This is a genomic window from Hymenobacter sp. CRA2, assembly GCF_002007105.1.
Lineage (GTDB): Bacteria > Bacteroidota > Bacteroidia > Cytophagales > Hymenobacteraceae > Solirubrum.
On the sequence record NZ_MVBC01000013.1, the window covers coordinates 107,551 to 128,066 of the forward strand.

A 20,516-nucleotide genomic window follows, 5' to 3' on the forward strand; every position below is an offset into this window, starting at 1 on the left:
AATAGCCCGTTACGTCCCTGGCTCCATGTTACCTGTTCCGAATAAGCTCACCGCCGCGCTAAGGCTGCACCGTCACGTTTTCCAGCTTGGCCGTCAGCAGCGGCTGCAGGCTGCCCTTCTTTCCCTTCGCTGCGGCGGTCAGGTTTAGCGTTTTGGTGCCGGCGCGCGCTGTTACGGTCATATGCCCGTCGGCTGCTTCGCGGATTTCGTACTGCGCCGCGCCGTTGCTGAAGCGCAGGCTGAGGCCCGCTGCCGACTTGCGCAGCGTAAAGGGCTGGGGTTCTTCGGTGCCGTCGGTAGGGTAAACAAACTCCAGCGTCTCGTCCTTGCGCAGCAGCACGTAGTACAGTTGGGTGTTGTCGGTGGTCAGCAGCACTACCGTCTTGCCGTTTTCGACCAGCGGAAACGAGCACACCTCCTGCGTGTTGCCGCCTTCGGTAGCTAGGAAGCGGGTGGTTTTCTTTACCATGCGGCGGCCGTCCCAGGTTTCCTCGGTGTTGATGCCGAAGGGAAATTGCATCAGGTCTTCCTCTACCCGCTTCACGAGAAAAGGCGCGCCGGCGCGCACCACAAACTCGGAGTATTCGTGCCAGCAGCAGCCGCTTTTGGTAGACACACTCAACTTTTTGGCTTTGGCATCAATCTGAAACATGCCGCAGTACTCCTGCGCCAGCCGGGTAAACGCCTCACTTAACTGAAAGCCCGTAGCCGTGGCCAGATACACCTGAAACGACGGCCCGTGGTAGCAGCTGTTCTGCCCGTCCTCGATGGCTAGGTCCTTGCGCCCGTCGAAGTTGAAGTCCTCGCTGATAATCACGCTCTGCTCGCCGTAAGGCAGCTGCTTCACGTTGGATTTGGGCTGGCCCTCGTGCAGCTCCACGGCCAGCTCCTCCGATTCTACCTTGATTACCTGCTTGCGGGTTTTCTTGTCGTAGATGGCCACCCAGCCGGGGCTGAACACCTCCGTGGGCTGCTCGATATGGATTTTGCCGTAGTAGCTGGGCGAAAAGTCATTGACGGTAAACTCCTCCTGGGCGTGGGCCGTCAAAGCGGAGAATAGCAGCGGTAGAGACAGATAGCGGTGCATGTAGCATTGGGAGTTCAGCGCAAAGAAAGCGTGTCATCGGCAGCCCAGCCGCAACGGTGCCGGCGTCGTTGCACGTCAGTAATAGCCCATCATGTCGAGCTTGTCGAGACATCTTGCCTGCTGATGGCCGATAGTAAACCCAACGAATAGATTACTATTAAGCGAGATGTCTCGGCTGCGCTCGACATGATGGGCTGCTTTCCTTGTCCATCCTCAACTCGACTGAGGTTCTGATTTTCACCTAAACCCAAACCGGCCGCCTCCCTACTCGGGAAACGGCCGGTTTCTTATTCAGGCCAATGCCTCAGAATTACTTCTGCGACAAGTTGCTGCCCGAAGCTTGCTGCTGGCGGATCAGGTTCAGGGCCGAGCCGGCTTTGAACCACTCGATCTGGCCCTCGTTGTAGGTGTGGTTCACCGTGATGAGGTCCGTGTCGCCGTCGGCGTGGTGCAGGCGGATCTGCAGGGGCTTGCCGGGGGCAAACTCCGTCAGGCCGAGGATGTCGATGGTGTCGCCCTCCTCGATCAGGTCGTAGTCAGCCTTGTTGGCGAAGGTCAGGGCCAGCATGCCCTGCTTCTTCAGGTTCGTTTCGTGGATACGAGCGAAGCTCTTCACCAGGATGGCGCGCACGCCCAGGTGGCGGGGCTCCATGGCGGCGTGCTCACGGGAGGAGCCTTCGCCGTAGTTTTCGTCGCCCACCACGATGGTGCCGATGCCCATGGCCTTGTAGTTACGGGCCACTTGCGGCACGGCGTTGTAGCCGTCACCCTGGGTCACGTAATCCCGCACGCTGTTGGCTTCGCCGTTGAAGGCGTTGATGGCGCCGATCAGCATGTTGTTCGAGATGTTGTCGAGGTGGCCGCGGTACTTCAGCCAGGGGCCGGCCATGGAAATGTGGTCGGTGGTGCACTTACCCTGGGCTTTGATCAGCAGACGCAGGCCCATCAGATCGGTGCCTTCCCACGGCTTGAAGGGGTCCAGCAGCTCCAGGCGGTCGGAGTTCGGGTCCACGATTACCTGCACGCCCGAGCCGTTTTCGGCGGGCGCCTGGTAGCCGGCGTCTTCCACGGCGTAGCCCTGCGGGGGCATTTCCAGGCCGCGCGGCTCGTCAAGCTTCACCTGCTGGCCTTCCTTGTTGGTCAGCGTGTCGGTCAGCGGGTTGAAAGTCAAATCACCGGCAATGGCGAAGGCCGTCACGATTTCGGGCGAGGCCACGAAGGCGTGGGTGTTCGGGTTGCCGTCGTTGCGCTTGGCGAAGTTGCGGTTGAACGAGGTGATAATCGAGTTGCGACGCTTGGGGTCGTCGGTGTGGCGGGCCCACTGGCCGATGCACGGACCGCAGGCGTTGGCCAGCACCACCCCACCCATTTGGGCAAACGTGTCGAGCAGACCGTCGCGCTGCACGGTGTAGCGCACAAGTTCGGAACCCGGGGTTACCGTAAACTCGGCATTCACGGCCAGGCCTTTCGATACGGCTTGCTCGGCAATGGAAGCGGCGCGGGTGATGTCCTCGTACGACGAGTTGGTGCACGAGCCGATCAGGCCTACTTCCAGCTTCTCGGGCCAGCCGTGCTCTTTTACGGCCGCCGCAAACTGCGAAATCGGCCAGGCAGCGTCCGGGGTGAAGGGGCCGTTCACGTGCGGTTCCAGCTCCGAGAGGTTGATTTCGATCAGCTGATCGTAGTAGGTAGCCGGGTCGGCGTACACTTCCGCGTCGGGGCGCAGGTGCGCGGCCACAGCGTTGGCAGCTTCGGCAATATCGGCGCGGCCGGTGCCCGAGAGGTACTCCACCATCGACTGGTCGAAGGCGAATACCGAGGTGGTAGCCCCGATTTCGGCGCCCATGTTGCAGATGGTGGCCTTGCCGGTGCATGACATGTTCTCCGAACCCTCGCCGAAGTACTCGACGATGGCGCCGGTACCGCCTTTCACGGTCAGGATGCCGGCCACTTTCAGGATGACGTCCTTAGGCGAAGCCCAACCCGACAGCTTGCCGGTCAGCTTCACACCGATGAGTTTCGGGAATTTCAGCTCCCAGGCCATACCGGCCATTACGTCCACCGCGTCAGCACCGCCGACGCCGATGGCCAGCATGCCGAGGCCGCCGGCGTTGGGGGTGTGCGAGTCGGTGCCGATCATCATGCCGCCGGGGAAGGCGTAGTTTTCGAGCACCACCTGGTGGATGATGCCGGCGCCGGGCTTCCAGAAGCCGATGCCGTATTTATTGGATACGGAAGCCAAGAAGTCGTACACTTCCTTGTTTTCCGAGTTGGCAATGGCCAAATCCTCTTCAGCGCCTTCTTTGGCCTGAATCAGGTGGTCGCAGTGCACCGTGGAGGGCACCGATACCTTCACTTTGCCGGCCTGCATGAACTGCAGCAGGGCCATCTGCGCGGTGGCGTCCTGCATGGCCACGCGGTCGGGAGCGAAGTCAACGTAGGAAACGCCGCGCTCGAATGCCTTGCCGGGCGCGCCGTTGTAGAGGTGGGCGTATAGGATTTTTTCGGCCAGCGTGAGGGGGCGGCCCACTACGCGGCGGGCAGCTTCAACTCGCTCGCCCAGACCGTTATACACGGTCTTGATCATTTCCAGGTCAAACGCCATGGGATATCAGCGGGAAAAGGGTGACAAAACCAAGCCTAGAATGGCTAAGGCGCAAATATAGGCCCCCACTCACCGGCCGGCAAACTTTATATTCGCCGCGGAGTTGTACGCGGGTTCGACCACTGGGGTCGGCAACGGAGTGTACTTTTTCGGGTCTTTTTGCGCCCATCTACCTTAGTAACAGATGACTTTTCAATTCGTTTCGGGCCGCCTGCTCTTGGGCAGCGCCGCCCTGCTGGCGTCGGTACTGACGGCTTGTAACTCAGGTGGTGATAAAAATGCCACCGGCTCGGAAGGCGGCTCGGCTGCGGCTACCAACTCGGCCCTGACGGCCGGCACGTGGCGCGGGGTGCTGTCGGCGCAGGGGCAGGAAATACCGTTCCTCTTCGACGTGGCTACCGACGGCGGCAAGCCCACCGCGACCTTGCGCAACGGCGAGGAGCGGCTGAAGCTGGACGAAATAACCACGGCCGGCGACTCTACTACCATCCGCCTGGGCGTATTCGACGCGGCATTGGTGGTGCGGGCCGATGGGGCCGACAAGCTCAAAGGCGCCTGGGTGAAGTACGATGCGAAGGAGCCGTACCGGGTGGCGTTCAGCGCGACGAAGGGGGAAAATCAGTCCCTATTCCCTTCAAGCGAATCAGAGCGCAAGTTTACGCCTGAAATTACCGGCATTTCCCAAGGGAAGAACTATGCCGTGCAGTTCACGGATGGGCAAGATTCGTATCAAGCCGTAGGGGTATTTAAGCACGATTCTGGTAGCCTTGATATAACCGGCACCTTCCTGACTAGCACAGGAGATTACCGATACCTAGCGGGGGAAATAGTAGAGCGGCAAGACGGACCTCACCTGATGCTGTCCACCTTTGATGGTAGCCACGCCTTCCTGTTCGACGCTGTCGACGCTGGCGGAGGCTTTACCACTATGAAGGGTGACTTCTACAGTGGCAAATCGGGCCACGAAACCTGGACGGCCAAGCTGGACCCGAACGCCAAGCTGCCCGACGCTAACGCGCTGACCGGCATGAAGCCGGGGCAGAAGCGGCTGGACTTCAAGTTTCCGAACATCTTCGAGGGCGGCAGCATCTCCCCTACCGACCCCAAGTACAAGGGCAAGGTGGTGGTGGTGCAGATTCTGGGCTCGTGGTGCCCGAATTGCATGGACGAGACGAACTTCCTGGCGCCCTGGTACGAGCAAAACAAGCAGCGCGGGGTGGAAATCATCGGCTTGGGCTTTGAGCGCACGCCCGATCAGAAGCTGGCCTCGCAGAAGCTGCTGAAGATGAAGCAGCGCATGAACATCGGCTACGACCTGGCCGTGGCGGGCATGGCCAATAAGGATTCGGCGAGTGCGGCGCTGCCGCAGCTGGCCAAGGTGCTGGCCTTCCCGACGACCATCTTCCTGGACAAGAAGGGCGAGGTGCGCAAGATTCACACGGGCTTCTCGGGGCCGGGCACGGGCAAGTACTACGAGCAGGAAACGGCGGAATTCGAGAAGACGGTGGCGCAGCTGCTGGCGGAGTAGAGGCTTGGCGTGCGCCTCCCCCCCGGCCCCCTCTCCGAAAAGGAGAGGGGGAGCCGGACGATTTGTGCTTCGGCCGGACGCCAAGGCCCGCTTTCTGACGAAAGCGGGCCTTTTTGCTGCTAAGAATATGGGCGGCGAGGCGGTGGGAACGGGCGGCGAGGCGGTGGATGAGGTCTATTGGCCGCCGTGGGGGCGCTCCAGCAGCATAATTTCGTTGCCGTGGTAGGGCGAGCGGGCGAATTCGCGGTAGCCGAACTTGTGAGCCAGCCGCAGGGAGGCTTCGTTGTCGGGGGCGATGATGCAGGTGGTGCGGGGCACGGGCAGGTGCTCGTCGGCCCAGTGGAGGGCGGCTTGCACGGCCTGGCTGGCGTAGCCGCGGCCGTGTACGCGCGGGGCCAGCACCCAGCCGGCTTCGGGCGTGCCCTTGAGGGAGGGCGTCAGCTCGCGCTGGAAGTCGAAGAAGCCGGTGGTGCCGATGTAGCGCCCGGTGGCTTTTTCCTCGATGGACCAGCTGCCGTAGCCGAGCAGGCCCCAGAGACCTTGCTGCGCCAGGATGCGGCGCCACACGGTTTCCTCATCGTTGGGGTTGTTGCCGAGGTAGCGGTAAAAGGCGGGGTCCTGGTGCATGGCGGCGGCCTCGGGCAGGTCGTCGGGGCGGGGGCCGCGCAGGAGGAGGTCGGGCGTTTCGAGCACGGGCACGGCGGGCACGGGTGCGGCGAGAAGGCGGAACAGCTGCATGGCGGCAAAGTAGCAAAAGGAGCCCGAGTGCGCACGGCTGGTAGCGGCTGGCCGTAGCGTGTCGCGCACGGCGCAGCGTTTCAGGGGGTTGAGGGCTGCTACCGCCCGGATTTACCTGGCCGGGGTAGCTCCAAGTTTGGCGAGCCAATCCCGCGCATTCTGGTTTGCGGGGTTGAGGGCCAGCGAGTGGTGGTAGTTGGCAATGGCGGCTTTGGGGTTGCCGAGGAGCGCATAGGCTTCGGCCAGGCTGTCGTAGGTGTTCCAGCCGGCCGGGTACAGGCGTACGTTCAGCTTGAAGATTTCGAGGGCTTGCGGCAGGTTACCGGCTCTGGCCAGGGTATAACCCCAGTTGTTGACGTAGTCTTCGGCCAGAAACAGCTCAGGGTGCGTGCGCCGCACCTGCCGCACGGCCGCTGGCGCCTGCGCGTAGCCGCGCTGGTGCAGGGCCGCACGCAGGGCCGTCAGGGCGGCCGGCTCGCCGTACAGCGCTACTAGTATCTGCTCCGAAAGCGTCTGCAGCGCGTCCTGCGTGGCCGGGTCTGATTCGTTGGCCAGCAGCACCAGGCCGGTGGCCTGATCGGGGTATAGGTCGCAGAAGCTGGCAAACCCGAACGTGCCACCGGAGTGGCGCAGGCGCCGCTTGCTGTCTACCGTTTTGCTCACGGTCCAGTTCAGGCCAATGGCCTGAGTGGTGGGCGTACCCCAGGCCGGCTGGTGGCTTAGGGCCACGGCTGCCTGCGTTTCGTCCAGCTGGTAGGCAACGTAGCGCAGCATATCGGCCGGACTGTAGCGCAGGGCACCGGCACTTAGCACGTCGGCCTCCGTGTAAGGGGGCATGGGCAGGCCGCGGTCGTTGTAGCCGCTGGCGGCCAGCGCCGTCGGCGCGGCGGTGCTGGGCTGCATAGCCAGGGGCTGTTCGAGCCTGGACTTTAGCAGCTGGGACAAGGGCTGCTGGTACACGCGCTCCAGGATGTAGCCCAGCAGCTTGGCCGCAACGTTGGAATGGCGGGGCTGCTGGCCGGGCTCCATCGGAAGTTTCACCAAGGCCAACTCGCGGAAGAATTGCTGCCGGGTGTAGGTAGCGGCCGTGCGCGCCAGCACCGGCACCAGCGAGTCGGCGGGCACCTCCTTGAAGGCTTCCGGCCCCGGAAAGTTATCCGGCAGGCCCGACGTGGTATTGGCTAGGTGGACGAGCTGAATGGGCTTGCCCTCGTAGGCCAGGTTGGGGTAGTCGCCGTCGAGGTACTGGCGAATGTCGTCGGTGAGGCGCACGCGCTTTTCCACCACGGCCTGTGCCAATAGGAGACTGGTGAACGTCTTGCTGATGGAGCCGATTTCGTAGACCGTCTGCGCTGTGGGCGTCTGCGGTTGGTCTTTGCGCGTCGAGCCGAAATGGTAAAGGCGCGTCTGGCCGTGGCGGATGATGCCGACCGAGAGGCCCACGTGCCCCGGCGCCTGCACGAAGGCGGTGCCGAGCCGGCGGATAGCAGCATCGGTGGCAGCTGCTTCCGGGCCGGACTGGGCCAGGACCAGGGACGGTATCAGCGCCAACAGGCTGGCAGCAAAAAGAACGAGTTTATCAGTCATAAGGAGCAAATGAGCCTAGGCAGTGGGGGATTGTGCGGCGGGGAACTGAGCTTGCGCGAAAAGGTTACCGGCAGCGTTTGGCACTACCTCTTCGACAGGAAGTATCAGCCGGCCGAATCACCCATTCAACTGGCGACGCAGCTGGTGCCCCCTGCGAACCAGCCGCCTCGGATAGCCGAGTAAACGCGGGGGTTCGTCGGTATTTCGGGGGCGATGCTAGAGAACCGGCCGCGGGTGCGGGCACTTCGGCACCGGGCTTGCAAAGAGACTGGCAAGGACGCAGCGTCCTGATTTCCAAAAGAGAAACCACCCTCCCCAACCGTTTTCAGCCATGAAAAAGCAACTCTTCAGCCTCGCTCTTATCCTCGGTCTTGCTGGCTCGTTTGCCGGTTCTTCCTTCGCCGCCGACTTTGGCAAAGACCACGACAAGGACCGCCGCGCGCTGCGCCAGGACCGCGACCGTGACGGCCGCCAGGACAAAGGCCGTAAGCAGGACCGCAAAGACGACGCCCAGCGCCGGCAGCAGCGCCTCGACCGGATGGCCAAGGAGCTTGACCTGAGCAAGAAGCAGCAGGAAAAAGTAGCCAAGATCTTCCAGGATCAGCAGCAGCAAATGCAGGCCCTGCGCGGCCGCTCGCAGGGTGCCGACCGCGGCGCCCGCATGGCCGACGCCAAGCGCATCCGCGAGACCGGCGACAAGCAGCTGAAGGACGTGCTGTCGAAAAAGCAGTACGCGCAGTTTGAGGCCAAGCGCCAGGAACGCCTGAAGCAGATGCAGCAGCGCCACGGCCAGCACGACCAGCGCCGCGACTTCGGCCGCCGCAGCTAAGCTAGCCGCTGCCTGCTCCCTGGTTTGCCTGAATCAGGAGCAGCAAAAACCGCCCCGCCGCGTTTGTCGGCGGGGCGGTTTTGTTATTCTGGCGCCGTCAGCGTAAAGTATTTCGCGTATCATCCCGATTACTTAAGTACGCCGCGCCTCCCTCCTGCCTATGCCGCACCTCAACGCTTCTGCTGCCCGCTCGGCCCGTTTCTGGGCGGCCCGGCGCCACCTGCTTCAAACCATCGGCAGCGTGGGGGCGGTGTTTGTGGGCGTGCTGCTGGCCATGGCGCTGCTGCTGTGGGTGCCGGGGCGGGCGCTGCTGCCGCTGGCCCTGGTGGGGTTGCCCATCGGGTGGGCACTGGGCGTGCTGGAGGCGGTGGTGTTTCCGGCGCTGGTGCAGCGGTTTTCGCTGCGGGTGGCCTCGCTGCTGAAGTTTCTGGGCCATTTTCCGCTGCTGGGCCTGCTGTACGGCGGCTTTGAGCTGGTGGCGCAGCGGCTGAACCTGCCCCAGCTCTGGACGGTGCCCGCCGGCCAAACGCCCAGCCTGGTGCTGCACGTGCTGCGGGTGGCTATCATTTACCAGCTGGCTGTGTTCATAGCCTCGCTGATGCGGCAGCTGCTGCAGCGTATGAGCGGGCGTCGGCTGCGGGAGCTGCTGCAAGGGCGCTACCAGCAGCCCGAGGCCGAGGACCGCCTTTTTCTGTTCGTCGACCTGAAAGACTCGACCCGGCTGGCCGAGGCCCTGGGCAACGAGCGGTACAGCCGCTTCGTGCGCGACTTTTTCCGCGACGTGAGCCCGGCCATCACCGCCAGCCGCGGCGAGGTGTACCAGTACGTGGGCGACGAAGTGGTGGTGACGTGGCTTTCCGGCGTGGGGCTGCGCTACGCCAACTGCCTGCACTGCTTCTTTGAGATGCAGCGGCTGATAGAAGAGCGGCGCGCCTACTACCAGCGCGAGTACGACGCCGTGCCCACCTTCAAGGCCGGGGCGCACGGCGGCCTGGTTACCACGGTACTGGTGGGCACCGCGCACCGCGAGCTGGTGCACCACGGCGACGTGCTCAACACCACGGCCCGCATTCAGGCACAATGCAACGCGCTGGGCAGCCGGTTTCTGATTTCGGCCGCGCTGCGCGAGCAGCTGGGGCTGCAGCCCGAGTTTCACTTTACGCCCCTGGGCGGCCACAACCTGCGCGGCAAAATCGGCAGCACCGAGCTGCTGGACGTGCAGGAATACCTTCCGATTCTGGCATGAGAAAACCTTTCAAAACCGCCGGCCGCTGGGTGCTGAGCCTGCTGATTTTGCTGCTGCTGGCCGGCGTGGCCTTTGCCAACCTCAGCCCCGAGCTGGGCGGCAAGCCCACCAAGGCCCAGCGCGCGGCCTACGCCAAATCGGGCCACTACCGGGACGGGGAGTTTCAGAACCTGGTGCCCACCGAGGTAATGACCGGCGGCAGCACCATGGGCCTGTTGTGGCGCTTTTTGTTTACGAAGACGCCGCACGAGCGGCCCGCCGCGCCGCTGCCCACCCAGCCGCTGGACTCGGCGCGCATCCGGCAAAAAACCGCCGCAACGCTGCGCGTGACGTGGTTTGGCCACTCGGCCAGCCTGGTGGAAATAGCCGGCCACAACGTGCTGCTCGACCCGATGCTGAGCGTAGACATGGGCCCGATTTCGTGGGTGACGCCCAAGCGCTACAACCCGCAGCTGGCCATCAGCCCCCAGCAGCTGCCGCGCATTGCGGCCGTGCTCATCTCGCACGACCACTACGACCACCTCGACTACAAAACCATCCGTGAGCTACGCGACAAAGTCGACAACTTCTACGTGCCGCTGGGCGTGGGCGCGCACCTGCTGCTATGGGGCGTGGCCCCGACCAAGGTGCACGAGCTGGATTGGAACGACTCCGTGCGGCTGCCAGGCCTGACCATCGTCAGCCAGCCCGCGCGGCACTTTTCGGGCCGGGGTCTGACCAACCGCAACTCCACCTCGTGGTCGTCGTGGGTGCTGAAGGCGGATAACGGGCGGCGCGTGTTCTACAGCGGCGACGGGGGCTACGGGCCGCACTTCGCCGCCATCGGCCGCAAGCACGGCCCCTTCGATCTGGCCCTGATGGAGTGCGGGCAATATGACCAGAACTGGAGCCAGATCCACATGATGCCCGAGCAGAGCGTGCAGGCCGCCCTCGATGTGCGCGCCCGCGTGTACCAGCCGGTGCATTGGGGGGCTTTCACCGAAGCCCACCACGCCTGGAACGAGCCCGTGACGCGCGCTGCCGCCGAAGCTGCACGGCGGCAGCTGTCCATCGCCACGCCCGAGCTGGGCCAGCCCATAACCGTGGGCGTCGGCCCGCTGCCGCAAACGCGCTGGTGGCAGTGATTAGGTGGCTATGGCAGCTCCCGCGAAGCAAGGCTATTATACCGAGCCCTGTGCTGAACCAGGACAATGCGAGTTAATCAGATTGCGAGGCCAGCACTAAGGTTAAGGCTAGTTCCCCTCCTCAGCTGAGGAGGGGCTAGGGGTGGTTGACCTTGACGTTTAGCCGTCATCTAACTCTAGACTTTTAGCTCTAATCTTTCAACCACCCCCAGCCCCTCCTCATCTGAGGAGGGGAGCTAGTTTTTAGCTCCGCTGGGCTTGGCTTCTCTGGCTCACTAGCTTTTCAGCGCACCAGCGCGGCCAGCTTGCGGTACAGCTCGGCTTCTTCGAAGGGCTTGGCCACGCAGTCGTTCATGCCGGCGGCCAGGTACTGCTCGGTGTCGCTCTGGAAAGCGTTGGCCGTCAGGGCTAGGATGGGCACTTGGGCGCGTTGCGGATCGGGCAAGGCGCGGATGGCGGCGGTGGCTTCGGTGCCGCTCATGCCGGGCATCTGAATATCCATCAGCACCGCGTCATAGGCGTTGGCAGTGGCCAGGGCTACGCCTTCCGGGCCGTCTTCGGCCTCGTCCAGCTCGGCGCCCCACTCCTCGATGAGCATGCGCGCCACCAGGCGGTTGATGTCGTTGTCTTCCACCAGCAGCAGACGCTTGCCGCGCAGCGCGCCAGTGTCGTAATCGGCGGCAGCGGGAGCGGCGGGGACGGGTGCCGAGGCGGCGCGGGGCAGCGTGAGGCGGAAGATGAACGTGCTGCCCTTGCCCAGTTCGCTTTCCACGCTGAGCGTGCCGCCCATCTGCTCGGCCAACGCGCGCGAAATGGTCAGCCCAAGGCCGGTGCCGCCGAAGTGCCGCGAGGTATCGGCGTAGGCCTGGGTGAAGTTCTCGAAGATGCGCTCCAACTTGTCGGGCGCAATGCCCACGCCGGTGTCGCTGAAGCGAAACTCGATGGTGAGCGAGTCGTCGGTTTCGGCCAGCTGGTAGCCGCCGGCCGTGATTTTGCCGCCGGCGGGCGTGAACTTGATGGCGTTGGAAAACAGGTTGAGAATGATCTGGCTGATGCGGTGCGCGTCGCCGATGGCCTGCGGATTGGGGCAGGACTCGTGCAGGCGAATGGCCTCCACCTCAATGCCTTTTTCCTGCGCCTGCACGAAGAGCGGCTGCGCGGCTTGGTAGAGCACCTCGCACACGTCAAACGGCTCGTGGGCCAGTTCCAGCTTGCCGGAGCTGATTTTGGCCATGTCCAGCACGTCGTTGATGATGCCGAGCAGGTGCTGGCCCGACGAGCGGATAATGCCCACTAGCTCCTGCTGGCGGGCGTTGAGCGGGGTTTTGGCCAGCTGACCGGCCATGCCCAGCACGCCGTTGAGCGGGGTGCGGATTTCGTGGCTCATATTGGCCAGGAAGTTTTCCCGGGCGCGGGCAGCGGCCGTGGCCGCTTCCGTGGCGCGCTTCAGCTCGGTTACGTCGGTGCTCACGCCCAGCACGTGCGGTTCGCCGTCGGCCCAGCTCAGTAGCTGGCGGGTGGTGTGGAAGCAGCGGTGGTTGCCGGGTATAGCCAGCTCGTCTTCCAGCACGCTGGGCTGGCCGGTAGCCAGCACGGCAGCGTCGGCGGCGTCGTGGCGGGCCATCTGCTGAGCCTGTTCGGCGGCTAGCTCGGGCGTCGGTTCGGCGGCCGTAAGGCCCTCGCCCAGGGCCAGAGCCGTAGCATTCCGAAAGACGTAGCGCCCGGCGGCGTCGCGCACGTACACGAGCACGGGGGCCGTGTCGAGCACCTGCTGGATAAACGCCTGCTGGGCAGCCTGCTCCTGCTGCGCTTCCACCAAGGCCGTCTGCTCGGTCAGGTACAGGTTTACGTACTGCTCCTGCGCAAACGGCACGATACGGGCCGAATAGTAGCGCCCGCCCACGTGCAGCTCGCGCTGCATGGGCTGACCGGTGGCCAGCGCCTCCATGGCCCAGCCGAAGGCCTGCTCCCGACCGGCGGCCACTTCCTCGGCCGAAAGCTGAGCGGCCAGGCGCTCGGCGGCGGGGTTGGCAAACAAGCGCTGCTGATTGGGACCCAACCGGTAGATGGGGTTGGGATTCTGCAACGGAATGCGCGCCAGCATCCGCTGCTCAGCCAAAGCCGCGCGCAACGCCTGAATTTCGGCCTGGGCCTCTTCCAGGGTGGTGGGCAGCACCTCAATGGTGGAGGATGTAAGCATCGGAGCGAAAGGTAAGTAGGGCCTGATTGTCCGCAGGGTGCGGCCCGTGGACTAAGGCCGCCAAAGTTCGGGCATTCGAGGCAAATGATATTATATCACACTATTGCCTTTCCGCTGCTACTAGTGGCGCCTCGGCGCCTACCTGCGGCAACAGCAGAATAAACGAGGTACCCAGGCCGGGAATAGAGTTAACCTCTATTTCGATCTGGTGCGCGTCGGCAATGGTCTTGACGATGGACAAGCCCAGCCCGAATGAATCGGCGTCGGCCGCGGCGCCCTTGTGGAACCGCTCGAACAGGTGCGGCAGCTGCCCCTTTGGGATGCCCTGGCCGGTGTCGCGCACTTCCAGGGCGTAGCGACCGGTGCCCGGCTGCCGCCCCCCGATGAGGTAGATGTGCCCGTCGGGGCGGTTGTACTTGATGGCGTTGTTGACGAGGTTGAAGAGCAGGGTGAACAGCAGCCCGCGGTTGGCCTGCGGCAGCAGGTAATCCTCGGCCACTTGCGGGTGCAGGCTCAGCGTACGTACCAGCAGCCGGTCCTGGATTTCCTCGCTGACTTCTTCCACCAGCTGCCGCACCGAGACGGTGTCGTCGCGCTCGAACTGGTCGTTTTCCACCTTGGAGATGAGCAGCAGGGACTTGATGACGCCCCGCAGCCGGTGCAGGGTGCGCTGGGACTCCATGATCTTGACCAGGTTTTCGTCCGACAGCGTCTCGTCGGTGAGCATGTTGTCGAAGCGGTACTGCAGCACCGCCAGGGGCGTGAGCAGCTCGTGGGACGTGTCGGCAATGAACTTGCGCTCCTTTTGAAACGAGGCGCGGATGGTGGTCATCATTTCGCGGATACTCTCGTCGAGGTAGCGAAAGTCGTCGGTGCTGGTGCGAATGGGGGCCAGGTTGAAGGCGGCCGGGTGGCGCACATTGCGCAGGCGCTGGCGGATAATGGTGCCCAGCGGCTCGAGCAGGTAGCGAAAAAAAGCCACGTCGGCCAGGGAGGTGAGTAGGCCTACCACGAGCAGCAAGACCAGCGCGTACTGACGGAAGTTGCGCTCCGTTTCGCCGATGGAGCCGGTACTGCGCCCGATTTCGAGCAGGTAGTGCCGCCCGCCCTGCGCAAAGGAGTAGCTCAGCACCCGGTATTCCACGATTTCGTCCTCCACCGCCCGCTTCGAGTCCTCGATAACGTTGATGTTGGGGCCGGGCGGAATTTCTTCCAGCGAGATAAACTCTTCCTTGAGCAGGTTGTAGCTGCCGTAGGAAGTCTGCCCCTCGGTGAGCAGCGCCCCAATGCCCTGCCGGTAAATCAGGCGCAGCACCTTGTCCTTTTTCTGGGCCAGGCGCTGGTCGGTGGTGAGCAGGGCCACGCGGCTCATCACCAGCGGCAGCACGCCCACCAGCAGCACCAGCAGCAGCAGGCGCGAGACGGCGTTGTAGAGCGAGAACTTGGTTCCGAGCTTCATCCCAGCGGGCGGCTAGAGCTTGACGCGGTAGCCCAGCCCGCGCACAGTTTCGAGGAAGTCGGGCTCGGCAAACTGCCCTAGCTTGCGCCGCAGGTTCTTGATGTGCGCGTCGATGTAGTTCGAGTCGAAGCCGGTGTCGGGCAGGTTGCCCCACACGTGCTCGGTGAGCTGCAGGCGGGTGAGCACGCGGTTGCGGTGCAGCACCAGGTAGCTCAGGATGTCAAACTCCTTCACCGACAGCGCCACCTCCTGGCCCGCGTGCAGCACGCGCCGCTGCTGCACGTCCAGCTCGAAGCCGCCTACGCGTACGGTGGGCTTGTGCAGCCCGAAGCGGCGACGCGTAATGGCGTGCATGCGGGCCAGCAGCTCGGGCAGGGAAAAGGGCTTGGCCAGGTAGTCATCGGCACCCAACTCCAGGCCGCGAATACGGTCCTCTACTGCGCCGCGGGCCGTGAGCACCACCACGGCAGCCGTCAGCTCGTTCTGCTTAGCCTCGGCCAGCAGCTGCAGCCCGTCGCCGTCGGGCAGGCCCAGGTCGAGCAGCACAAAGTCGTAGCTGCCGCCGGCCAGGCAGTCGGTGGCGGCGCGGGCCGTGCGGGCCACGTCGCAGCTGAAGTTGTGCTGATGCAGGAAAAACGCCAGCTCCTTGGCCAGCGTCCGCTCGTCTTCCACAATCAAAACGGTCACGACGGTGCGGATTAGAGGTTGAGCAGCAGGCCCACTGTCCAGTACGAGCGGGCACGGGTCACGTCGTCGGGCAGCAGGTTGACGGGGATGGAGTAGCGCCAGGCCGTTTCCACCGCTACTTTGCCCAGGGTGTAAGTCACCGGCACCCGCGCCTCGTAGTTGAGCACCCGGAAGCGGGTATTGTCGGTGGTGACGGTGGTCGTGGGGCCCTGCCCCTGCCCGCCGTGACCGTTCCCATTTCCGTTGCCGCCGTTGCCGGTCGGCCGCCGCTCGATGCTGGTCTGGGCGAAGTGCTGGGTACCGGCCAGCACGCTCACCCGCGGCTCGATGGACAAGTAGCCCTGGGGCGTGAACACCCGGTTGATTTCGAAGTAGCGGGAGTTGTCGAGGATGAGAAAGGCATCGTGGGCGCCGCCGAACAGGCAGCTGCCGCTCAGGCGCGAGTACACGTAGCCCCAGTCCCAGCCCAGGTAGCCGTCGAGGGAGTTACCCACGGCCGACTTGAGCAGGGGGCTGTTCGGAGCAAAAAAGAAGTGCGAGTAGCTCACCGAGGCGTCCACGCTCTTGGATAAGTCGCCGTCCCAGCCCACCGAAGCATCCGTCTCATCGACGAAGCTGGCGGTGTTGAACAGGTCGTAGCTCACCACCGAGCCCCAGAAGCCGGCGGGCAGCTTATAGGTCAGTTCCCCCGACAAGTAGGGGTAACGCGTGGTCTGGGTACGCCCGAAAAACAAGGAGTTGTTGCCGTAAGTCAGGCCGGCGGTGAAGCGGCCCTTGCTCGTTTTGCTCGAATCGGCCGCCGCCAGCGGGATACCCGGCGTTGCCGCCCGGGCCATGACGGCCGCGGCCAGCAGCACCACTCCAGCCAGCAGGCCACGCCCAAATGCGTAGTAGTTCCGCATAAATGCCTTGCTAATCATCATCCTTCATTAGCCCGGGCACTTAGTGCCCGCGGCCCCGTCCGGCCCCTGCCGGTCGGCCCGCGCCGCCCCTGGCCCCGCGGGCCCCAGCGCCACCGTGCAGCCCCCTGCCCCGCGCCGACATACGCGCTCCACGGGCGCCGCCGGCCTCGTCTACGCGTTCCGGCTTGTTCTGGCGAGCCGCCGGGGGCACGGCCTTCACCGGCGCCTCATCCGCCACGGCAGCTGCCGGCGTCGGCTGGGCCGGTGCCTGGCTCGGCGGCCCCTGCTGTGCCCGCAGGGCACCGGCGCTACACAGGGCGAAAAAAAGAAGTGCAATCTGACGCATGCAAGCGGCAAGTAAGCTGAGGATGAACTACAAAAATATCAAAAACAGGCGCGTCTAACCAGACGTCCTGCCCAACGACAGCCCAAATTCTGACCTCCTCACTCCCGGCAGCGGCTAGTCCTGGCGTCCGCCCGCTCCGAACGGCGGACGGACGCGCAGGGTGCGGCGCTTAGTGGCCGCGGTGCCCAGCCGTGGCGCGGTGTGTGGCGCCGTGGCTGGAAGCGGAGGCGTGGGCATGGCCTCCGGTGGTGCTACGGCCGCGGGCGCTGCGCTGGGGGGCGCGGGCCACGTCGGCGGCGTTGTTGCTGCCGTTGCGCTTGGTGCGGGCCACGGCGCTGATGGCGGCGCCCTTGTCGGCCCCGGTCAGGGTGGTGCTGGCAGCCACGGCGCTGACGTCCTGGCCGTGGTTGCCCACGGTGGCGCCGCCGTTTTCACCATCCTCGGCGTGCTCGGTCTTGGCGGGCTCGGTCTTGGCGGGCTTCACGCGCTTGGTGTGCGTCTTCTCGGTGTGGGGCTGCTCGGGCGTCTGGGCAGCAAAGGTTTGGGCTTGGGCACTCAGGGCAAACAGGGCCAGAACGGGCAGCAAGAGGAGCTTCTTCATGGAAGGTGGTCGGTACAGGTGTGATGATTACGCTGCCAACCTCGCACCCCAACATGAAATGAAAGTGATAAGCCGCCCGGCCACGCTTCGGGAGGCGTTGGCCTTATCCCACATGCTAACTCCCTGCACCAAAAGCAACTGCCCCAATCCGGCAGCGGTGGCGGATTGGGGCAGCGTAAAACTTATCAGACGATTCGGTGGCTCCTTTTCATGAATCCGGCAACCAAGCGGGTTCAGCGCAGCCGGAAGCGTAAGCGGATTTCGGCCCGTGGCCGCAGGGTGATGAGCGGGCGCATCTGCACCGGCGGCTGCTCCACCCACTCCACCTCAAAGCGGCGCAGCACCTCCAGCAGCACCAGCTGCATTTCGGTGAGGGCAAACTGATTGCCGATGCACAGGCGCGGGCCGCCCCCGAAGGGCAGGTACGCGTAGGGCGGCTGCTCGCGCTGCTGTTCCTTGCTGAAGCGCGCCGGTCGGAAAGCTTCGGGCTCGGGCCAGAGCCGCGCTAGGTGGTGCACCCCGTAGAGGTAGGCCGAGATCAGCGTGCCTTTTGGCAATGGCAGGCCGTTGTACTCGTCGTCTTCGGCGGCCTGGCGGTCCACTATCCAGGCGGGCGGGTACAGGCGCAGCGTTTCCTGCACGACTTGCAGCGAATACGGCAGGGCGGGCAGCTCGGCAAAAGTCGGGCGGCGGGGACCGAGCACCGGCTGGGTTTCAGCGCGCATCCGGGCTGCTTCTTCGGGGTGCTGGGCCAGCAGGTACCAGAGCCAGGAAAGCGCGTTGGCGGAAGTTTCGTGGCCGGCCACGAGCAGGATGGCAGCTTCGTCGAGCACCTGCTCGTCGGTCATCGGCTCGCCCGTGTCTTCGTAGCGCGCGTCGAGCAGCATCTGCAGCAGGTCGTCCTTGCCGGCGCCACCCTCCGCTTTGCGCCGCTGAATGTAGCTCATGATAAGCCGGCGCATTTCGGCGGACAGCGCATCGTGGTGGCGGTACTGGCCCGACACGCCCAGCCAGGGCCGCAGGTAGGGCTGGCGCAGGGTACGCACGTAGAAGGCCTGGATATCGGTGAGCAGCTGGGCCATGCGCTGCAGCTCGGCCTCCGTCATGCTGGTGCTGAACACCGAGCGGGCAATGATGCGGAAAGCCGTGGTGGTCATCAGCTCGTGCACCGGCACTTCCACGCTGCCGCCCTGGGCCTGCGCGGCGGCGGCCACGGGCCCCAGGCACTCCTCGATGACGTCGAGCATCAGCTCGGTGAGGGCCGCGAGGCGCTGGCGGTGAAAACCCGGTTGAATGAGGCGGCGCTGCTGCAGCCAGTAGCTGCCCTCGGAAGTGAGCAGGCCGTGCCCGAGGTAGCGCGCCACCCCGTGCGACATCTCCGACTTGGGGTAGTTGCGGTGGTTTTTCTGCAGAATGTGCTGAATCAGGCCCGGGTCGCGGGTGAGCAGCGTGGGGCGCACGCCACCCAGGTGCAACCCGATGGTGTCGCCGAACTGGTCGAGGTAGTCCGAAATGACCGGAATGGGATTGGCGGCCAGGGCCCACGAATTGCGGAAGGAGCGCAGCCGCGGCACGCGGGGCAGATCACGGATTACTGCAGATTTTTCGGATTCCACGGATTTTATAGGCGATTATAGGTCTGGGCTTGTGCGGGACCAGGCTTTGGTAGCTCTGGTATTTCTCTTCGGTTTTGTCCCGCTTCGGCGAGGCTCAAAACCTACCATGCTGGGGCGTAACCGTCCACAATCGAAGATCAGCGAAGCTAAAATCCGTGAAATCCGGCGAATCCGTGCCAATCCATGATTTATCTTTTTTGCCGTTGCCTGCGTACCATCAGGGTGCGGCCGAGTTCGGCCGCGCATCCTCTCGCCTCTTCCTTTCTCCAAACCAAACCGCCCTTCCCTATGTGGATTCAGCAAAAAGCTAACGAACCCGCCTCCCTCCAGGAACTGCAAGGCCACACCGTGGGCCTCAAATTCGAGTGCAACCAGTGCCACACCGAGGTCTTCACCGACCTGATCGGCGTGCCGGCCCCCGACCACCTGGCCAACTCTACGGAAGACGACGGCCAGTTCGAAAAAGAAGAAGTAAAGTGCCCCGGCTGCGACATGACGCACCAGATTACCGTCAAGAGCACCTTCGACGGCGTCACGTTTGATGTATCGGACGTGGCCCCCGACAGCGTGAGCTACCAGATTCCGCCCGCCGAACAGCAATAAGCGGCGCTCCTCGGGGTTCTACCCCGCAGTCAAACGCCCCGCCCCCGTCGTGCTGCGATGGGGGCGGGGCGTTTGGCTGCGGGGCTGGTCAGGCGGTTACGGCTGCGGGTTCGTGAGCTGGCCGATGAACAGGATGGCGTTGGACGACTTCTCGCGGATCAGAAACACAAACGGCCGGTCGAAGCGGACACTAGGCGGCACCGAGGTGGTGGTGATGCCCACCGATGTGGCGGCTGCCGCCTCCGTTCCTTCCTCGTTCACCTCGACGAAGGTCTTGTGCAACACTTCGCTGATAGCCAGGTTCTGTTGCCCGGTGAGCATGCGACTGAAGTTGGCCTGCTGGGTGAAGGCCACGCCCATGCCCATCTGCGTCAGGGTCTGATTGAGGTTGGTTTCGTACTCCAGCTTGAACTTGGGCAGAAACAAATCGATGCTGCTGGGGAAAGCGCCGGCCAGCCACGTGCTCAGGCTCTGGCTGCTCAGGCCCGCCACTACATCCTGCACGGTAGCCGTACCTTTGGGCAGCACCAGCGTCATGCTAAACTGCCGGTTGCCGTAGGGAAGGTCTATCACCTGCTTGGTAGCATCTTGGTAGAGCGCGTATTGGCCGTTGCGCAACTGCATCATCTCCACGGGCTTGGTACTGCCGTTAGGCAGCGTGAAGGACGCCGTACGCGTAAGCTGCCGGTCAAAGCCCGTGGTCCAACTCCCCTTGAAATAGATGGCGTTGATCAAAAACAGCACGTGCGACGGCGTTATGGTCTTGACCAGATCCTTGATTTTGCCGTTGGTTTTCTCCTCCACCCAGGTATTGATGACGGCCTTGGCGGCAGTCGGGTTGCCAAAGTCCAAGCCCTGCACCTTCGCGTCGAAGTACGTGGTGTTCTGCTGCACAAAAGGCGCCTGCAGCTGGTACTGCTGCCCGTGCCACAGACTGTTAGCCGAAGTAAACGTGACCTTTTTGTCGATGCCGCTCAGCAGCTGGTTCAGGCTCTGATACGCTTGGTTGATTTGGGTATCGGTGAGCGGGGCAAAGCCCAATGCGTCGCGCATAGCCGTTTTAGTCGTGCCATCGGCGCCGTTGTAGGCCATGGTGAGGGCCGCCGAAATGCTCAACGGCGAGATGAACACGTTGTCGGCAGGCGCCTGAGCCTGCAGCCGGGCAAACGAGCGAAACGCAAAGTCGTTGGCGCTACCCAGCGTTTGCATTTCCGTTTCCGTCAACGGCCGCAGGTTGGGGGTGTTGTTGTCGTCGGCAGCCGGTCCGGCCACTTCTTTTTGGCAGGCAGTGAGCAGCACCGCGCTGGTGACGGCCGCCACCGCCGTTCGGATAAGGGTTAGGTTCATAGCAGGCAGGG

Annotated in this window: 16 protein-coding genes; 5 read left to right on the plus strand and 11 right to left on the minus strand. The window is 63.9% G+C overall.

Annotated elements, in window-relative coordinates; genetic code table 11:
* Nucleotides 1-58: 58 nt before the first annotated feature.
* Nucleotides 59-1,087, minus strand: a complete 1,029-nt coding sequence (locus B0919_RS19055) for an XAC2610-related protein (protein ID WP_078013881.1) — start codon at nt 1,085-1,087, stop codon at nt 59-61.
* A 310-nt stretch (nt 1,088-1,397) separates the two neighbouring features.
* The gene (locus tag B0919_RS19060) at nt 1,398-3,692 is read right to left on the minus strand and encodes an aconitate hydratase (RefSeq protein WP_078013882.1); all 2,295 of its coding nucleotides are present in this window, start codon (nt 3,690-3,692) and stop codon (nt 1,398-1,400) included.
* Between the two features lie 184 nt (nt 3,693-3,876).
* Here B0919_RS19060 and B0919_RS19065 point away from each other — a divergent pair, with 184 nt between their 5' ends.
* Nucleotides 3,877-5,220 (plus strand): peroxiredoxin family protein, encoded by a 1,344-nt coding sequence (locus tag B0919_RS19065; RefSeq protein WP_078013883.1) that lies wholly within the window; start codon nt 3,877-3,879, stop codon nt 5,218-5,220.
* A gap of 174 nt (nt 5,221-5,394) precedes the next feature.
* Here B0919_RS19065 and B0919_RS19070 read toward each other — a convergent pair whose 3' ends face one another.
* The gene (locus B0919_RS19070) at nt 5,395-5,958 is read right to left on the minus strand and encodes a GNAT family N-acetyltransferase (protein WP_078013884.1); all 564 of its coding nucleotides are present in this window, start codon (nt 5,956-5,958) and stop codon (nt 5,395-5,397) included.
* Nucleotides 5,959-6,069: 111 nt separating this feature from the next.
* Nucleotides 6,070-7,545, minus strand: a complete 1,476-nt coding sequence (locus B0919_RS19075; RefSeq protein WP_078013885.1) for a serine hydrolase — start codon at nt 7,543-7,545, stop codon at nt 6,070-6,072.
* A gap of 331 nt (nt 7,546-7,876) precedes the next feature.
* On the opposite strand from B0919_RS19075, the gene B0919_RS19080 reads away from it, so the two are divergent.
* From B0919_RS19080 to B0919_RS19090, 3 genes are all read left to right on the plus strand, one after another.
* Complete coding sequence (locus B0919_RS19080; RefSeq protein WP_078013886.1) at nt 7,877-8,374, plus strand: hypothetical protein; 498 nt, start codon at nt 7,877-7,879, stop codon at nt 8,372-8,374.
* Between the two features lie 160 nt (nt 8,375-8,534).
* Complete coding sequence (locus tag B0919_RS19085) at nt 8,535-9,620, plus strand: adenylate/guanylate cyclase domain-containing protein (protein WP_078013887.1); 1,086 nt, start codon at nt 8,535-8,537, stop codon at nt 9,618-9,620.
* On the plus strand, nt 9,617-10,744 hold the full coding sequence (locus B0919_RS19090) for an MBL fold metallo-hydrolase (protein WP_078013888.1): 1,128 nt from the start codon (nt 9,617-9,619) through the stop codon (nt 10,742-10,744). Before B0919_RS19085 ends, B0919_RS19090 begins: the two co-directional genes overlap by 4 nt.
* 283 nt (nt 10,745-11,027) lie before the next feature.
* Here the strand turns inward: B0919_RS19090 and B0919_RS19095 are convergent, their stop codons facing one another.
* The 6 genes from B0919_RS19095 to B0919_RS19125 form a co-directional block, all read right to left on the minus strand.
* On the minus strand, nt 11,028-12,944 hold the full coding sequence (locus B0919_RS19095; protein WP_078013889.1) for an ATP-binding protein: 1,917 nt from the start codon (nt 12,942-12,944) through the stop codon (nt 11,028-11,030).
* 100 nt (nt 12,945-13,044) lie between these two features.
* Nucleotides 13,045-14,403 carry a sensor histidine kinase gene (locus tag B0919_RS19100; protein ID WP_078013890.1) on the minus strand — a complete coding sequence of 453 codons (1,359 nt, stop codon included), beginning with the start codon at nt 14,401-14,403 and terminating at the stop codon, nt 13,045-13,047.
* Nucleotides 14,404-14,415: 12 nt separating this feature from the next.
* On the minus strand, nt 14,416-15,090 hold the full coding sequence (locus tag B0919_RS19105) for a response regulator transcription factor (RefSeq protein WP_078013891.1): 675 nt from the start codon (nt 15,088-15,090) through the stop codon (nt 14,416-14,418).
* A gap of 11 nt (nt 15,091-15,101) precedes the next feature.
* The gene (locus B0919_RS19110; RefSeq protein ID WP_139362257.1) at nt 15,102-15,992 is read right to left on the minus strand and encodes a hypothetical protein; all 891 of its coding nucleotides are present in this window, start codon (nt 15,990-15,992) and stop codon (nt 15,102-15,104) included.
* A 515-nt stretch (nt 15,993-16,507) separates the two neighbouring features.
* Nucleotides 16,508-16,939: a hypothetical protein gene (locus B0919_RS19120; protein WP_078013894.1), complete on the minus strand. Its 432-nt coding sequence runs from the start codon at nt 16,937-16,939 to the stop codon at nt 16,508-16,510.
* Nucleotides 16,940-17,172: 233 nt separating this feature from the next.
* Nucleotides 17,173-18,513, minus strand: a complete 1,341-nt coding sequence (locus B0919_RS19125; protein WP_176133138.1) for a cytochrome P450 — start codon at nt 18,511-18,513, stop codon at nt 17,173-17,175.
* Between the two features lie 330 nt (nt 18,514-18,843).
* Between B0919_RS19125 and B0919_RS19130 the strand changes: the two genes are divergently transcribed.
* Nucleotides 18,844-19,158: a hypothetical protein gene (locus B0919_RS19130; RefSeq protein ID WP_078013896.1), complete on the plus strand. Its 315-nt coding sequence runs from the start codon at nt 18,844-18,846 to the stop codon at nt 19,156-19,158.
* A 96-nt stretch (nt 19,159-19,254) separates the two neighbouring features.
* Here B0919_RS19130 and B0919_RS19135 read toward each other — a convergent pair whose 3' ends face one another.
* Nucleotides 19,255-20,505 carry a serpin family protein gene (locus tag B0919_RS19135; protein ID WP_078013897.1) on the minus strand — a complete coding sequence of 417 codons (1,251 nt, stop codon included), beginning with the start codon at nt 20,503-20,505 and terminating at the stop codon, nt 19,255-19,257.
* Nucleotides 20,506-20,516 lie beyond the last annotated feature (11 nt).

Excerpts from the sequence above, each read along its gene's own strand:
- B0919_RS19090 (WP_078013888.1), top strand. The coding sequence starts at position 9,617 with ATGAGAAAACCTTTCAAAACCGCCGGCCGCTGGGTGCTGAGCCTGCTG.
- B0919_RS19080 (WP_078013886.1), top strand. The coding sequence starts at position 7,877 with ATGAAAAAGCAACTCTTCAGCCTCGCTCTTATCCTCGGTCTTGCTGGC.
- B0919_RS19135 (WP_078013897.1), bottom strand. The coding sequence starts at position 20,505 with ATGAACCTAACCCTTATCCGAACGGCGGTGGCGGCCGTCACCAGCGCG.
- B0919_RS19085 (WP_078013887.1), top strand. The coding sequence starts at position 8,535 with ATGCCGCACCTCAACGCTTCTGCTGCCCGCTCGGCCCGTTTCTGGGCG.
- B0919_RS19055 (WP_078013881.1), bottom strand. The coding sequence starts at position 1,087 with ATGCACCGCTATCTGTCTCTACCGCTGCTATTCTCCGCTTTGACGGCC.
- B0919_RS19060 (WP_078013882.1), bottom strand. The coding sequence starts at position 3,692 with ATGGCGTTTGACCTGGAAATGATCAAGACCGTGTATAACGGTCTGGGC.
- B0919_RS19075 (WP_078013885.1), bottom strand. The coding sequence starts at position 7,545 with ATGACTGATAAACTCGTTCTTTTTGCTGCCAGCCTGTTGGCGCTGATA.
- B0919_RS19130 (WP_078013896.1), top strand. The coding sequence starts at position 18,844 with ATGTGGATTCAGCAAAAAGCTAACGAACCCGCCTCCCTCCAGGAACTG.
- B0919_RS19110 (WP_139362257.1), bottom strand. The coding sequence starts at position 15,992 with ATGCGGAACTACTACGCATTTGGGCGTGGCCTGCTGGCTGGAGTGGTG.
- B0919_RS19065 (WP_078013883.1), top strand. The coding sequence starts at position 3,877 with ATGACTTTTCAATTCGTTTCGGGCCGCCTGCTCTTGGGCAGCGCCGCC.
- B0919_RS19095 (WP_078013889.1), bottom strand. The coding sequence starts at position 12,944 with ATGCTTACATCCTCCACCATTGAGGTGCTGCCCACCACCCTGGAAGAG.
- B0919_RS19100 (WP_078013890.1), bottom strand. The coding sequence starts at position 14,403 with ATGAAGCTCGGAACCAAGTTCTCGCTCTACAACGCCGTCTCGCGCCTG.
- B0919_RS19070 (WP_078013884.1), bottom strand. The coding sequence starts at position 5,958 with ATGCAGCTGTTCCGCCTTCTCGCCGCACCCGTGCCCGCCGTGCCCGTG.
- B0919_RS19120 (WP_078013894.1), bottom strand. The coding sequence starts at position 16,939 with ATGAAGAAGCTCCTCTTGCTGCCCGTTCTGGCCCTGTTTGCCCTGAGT.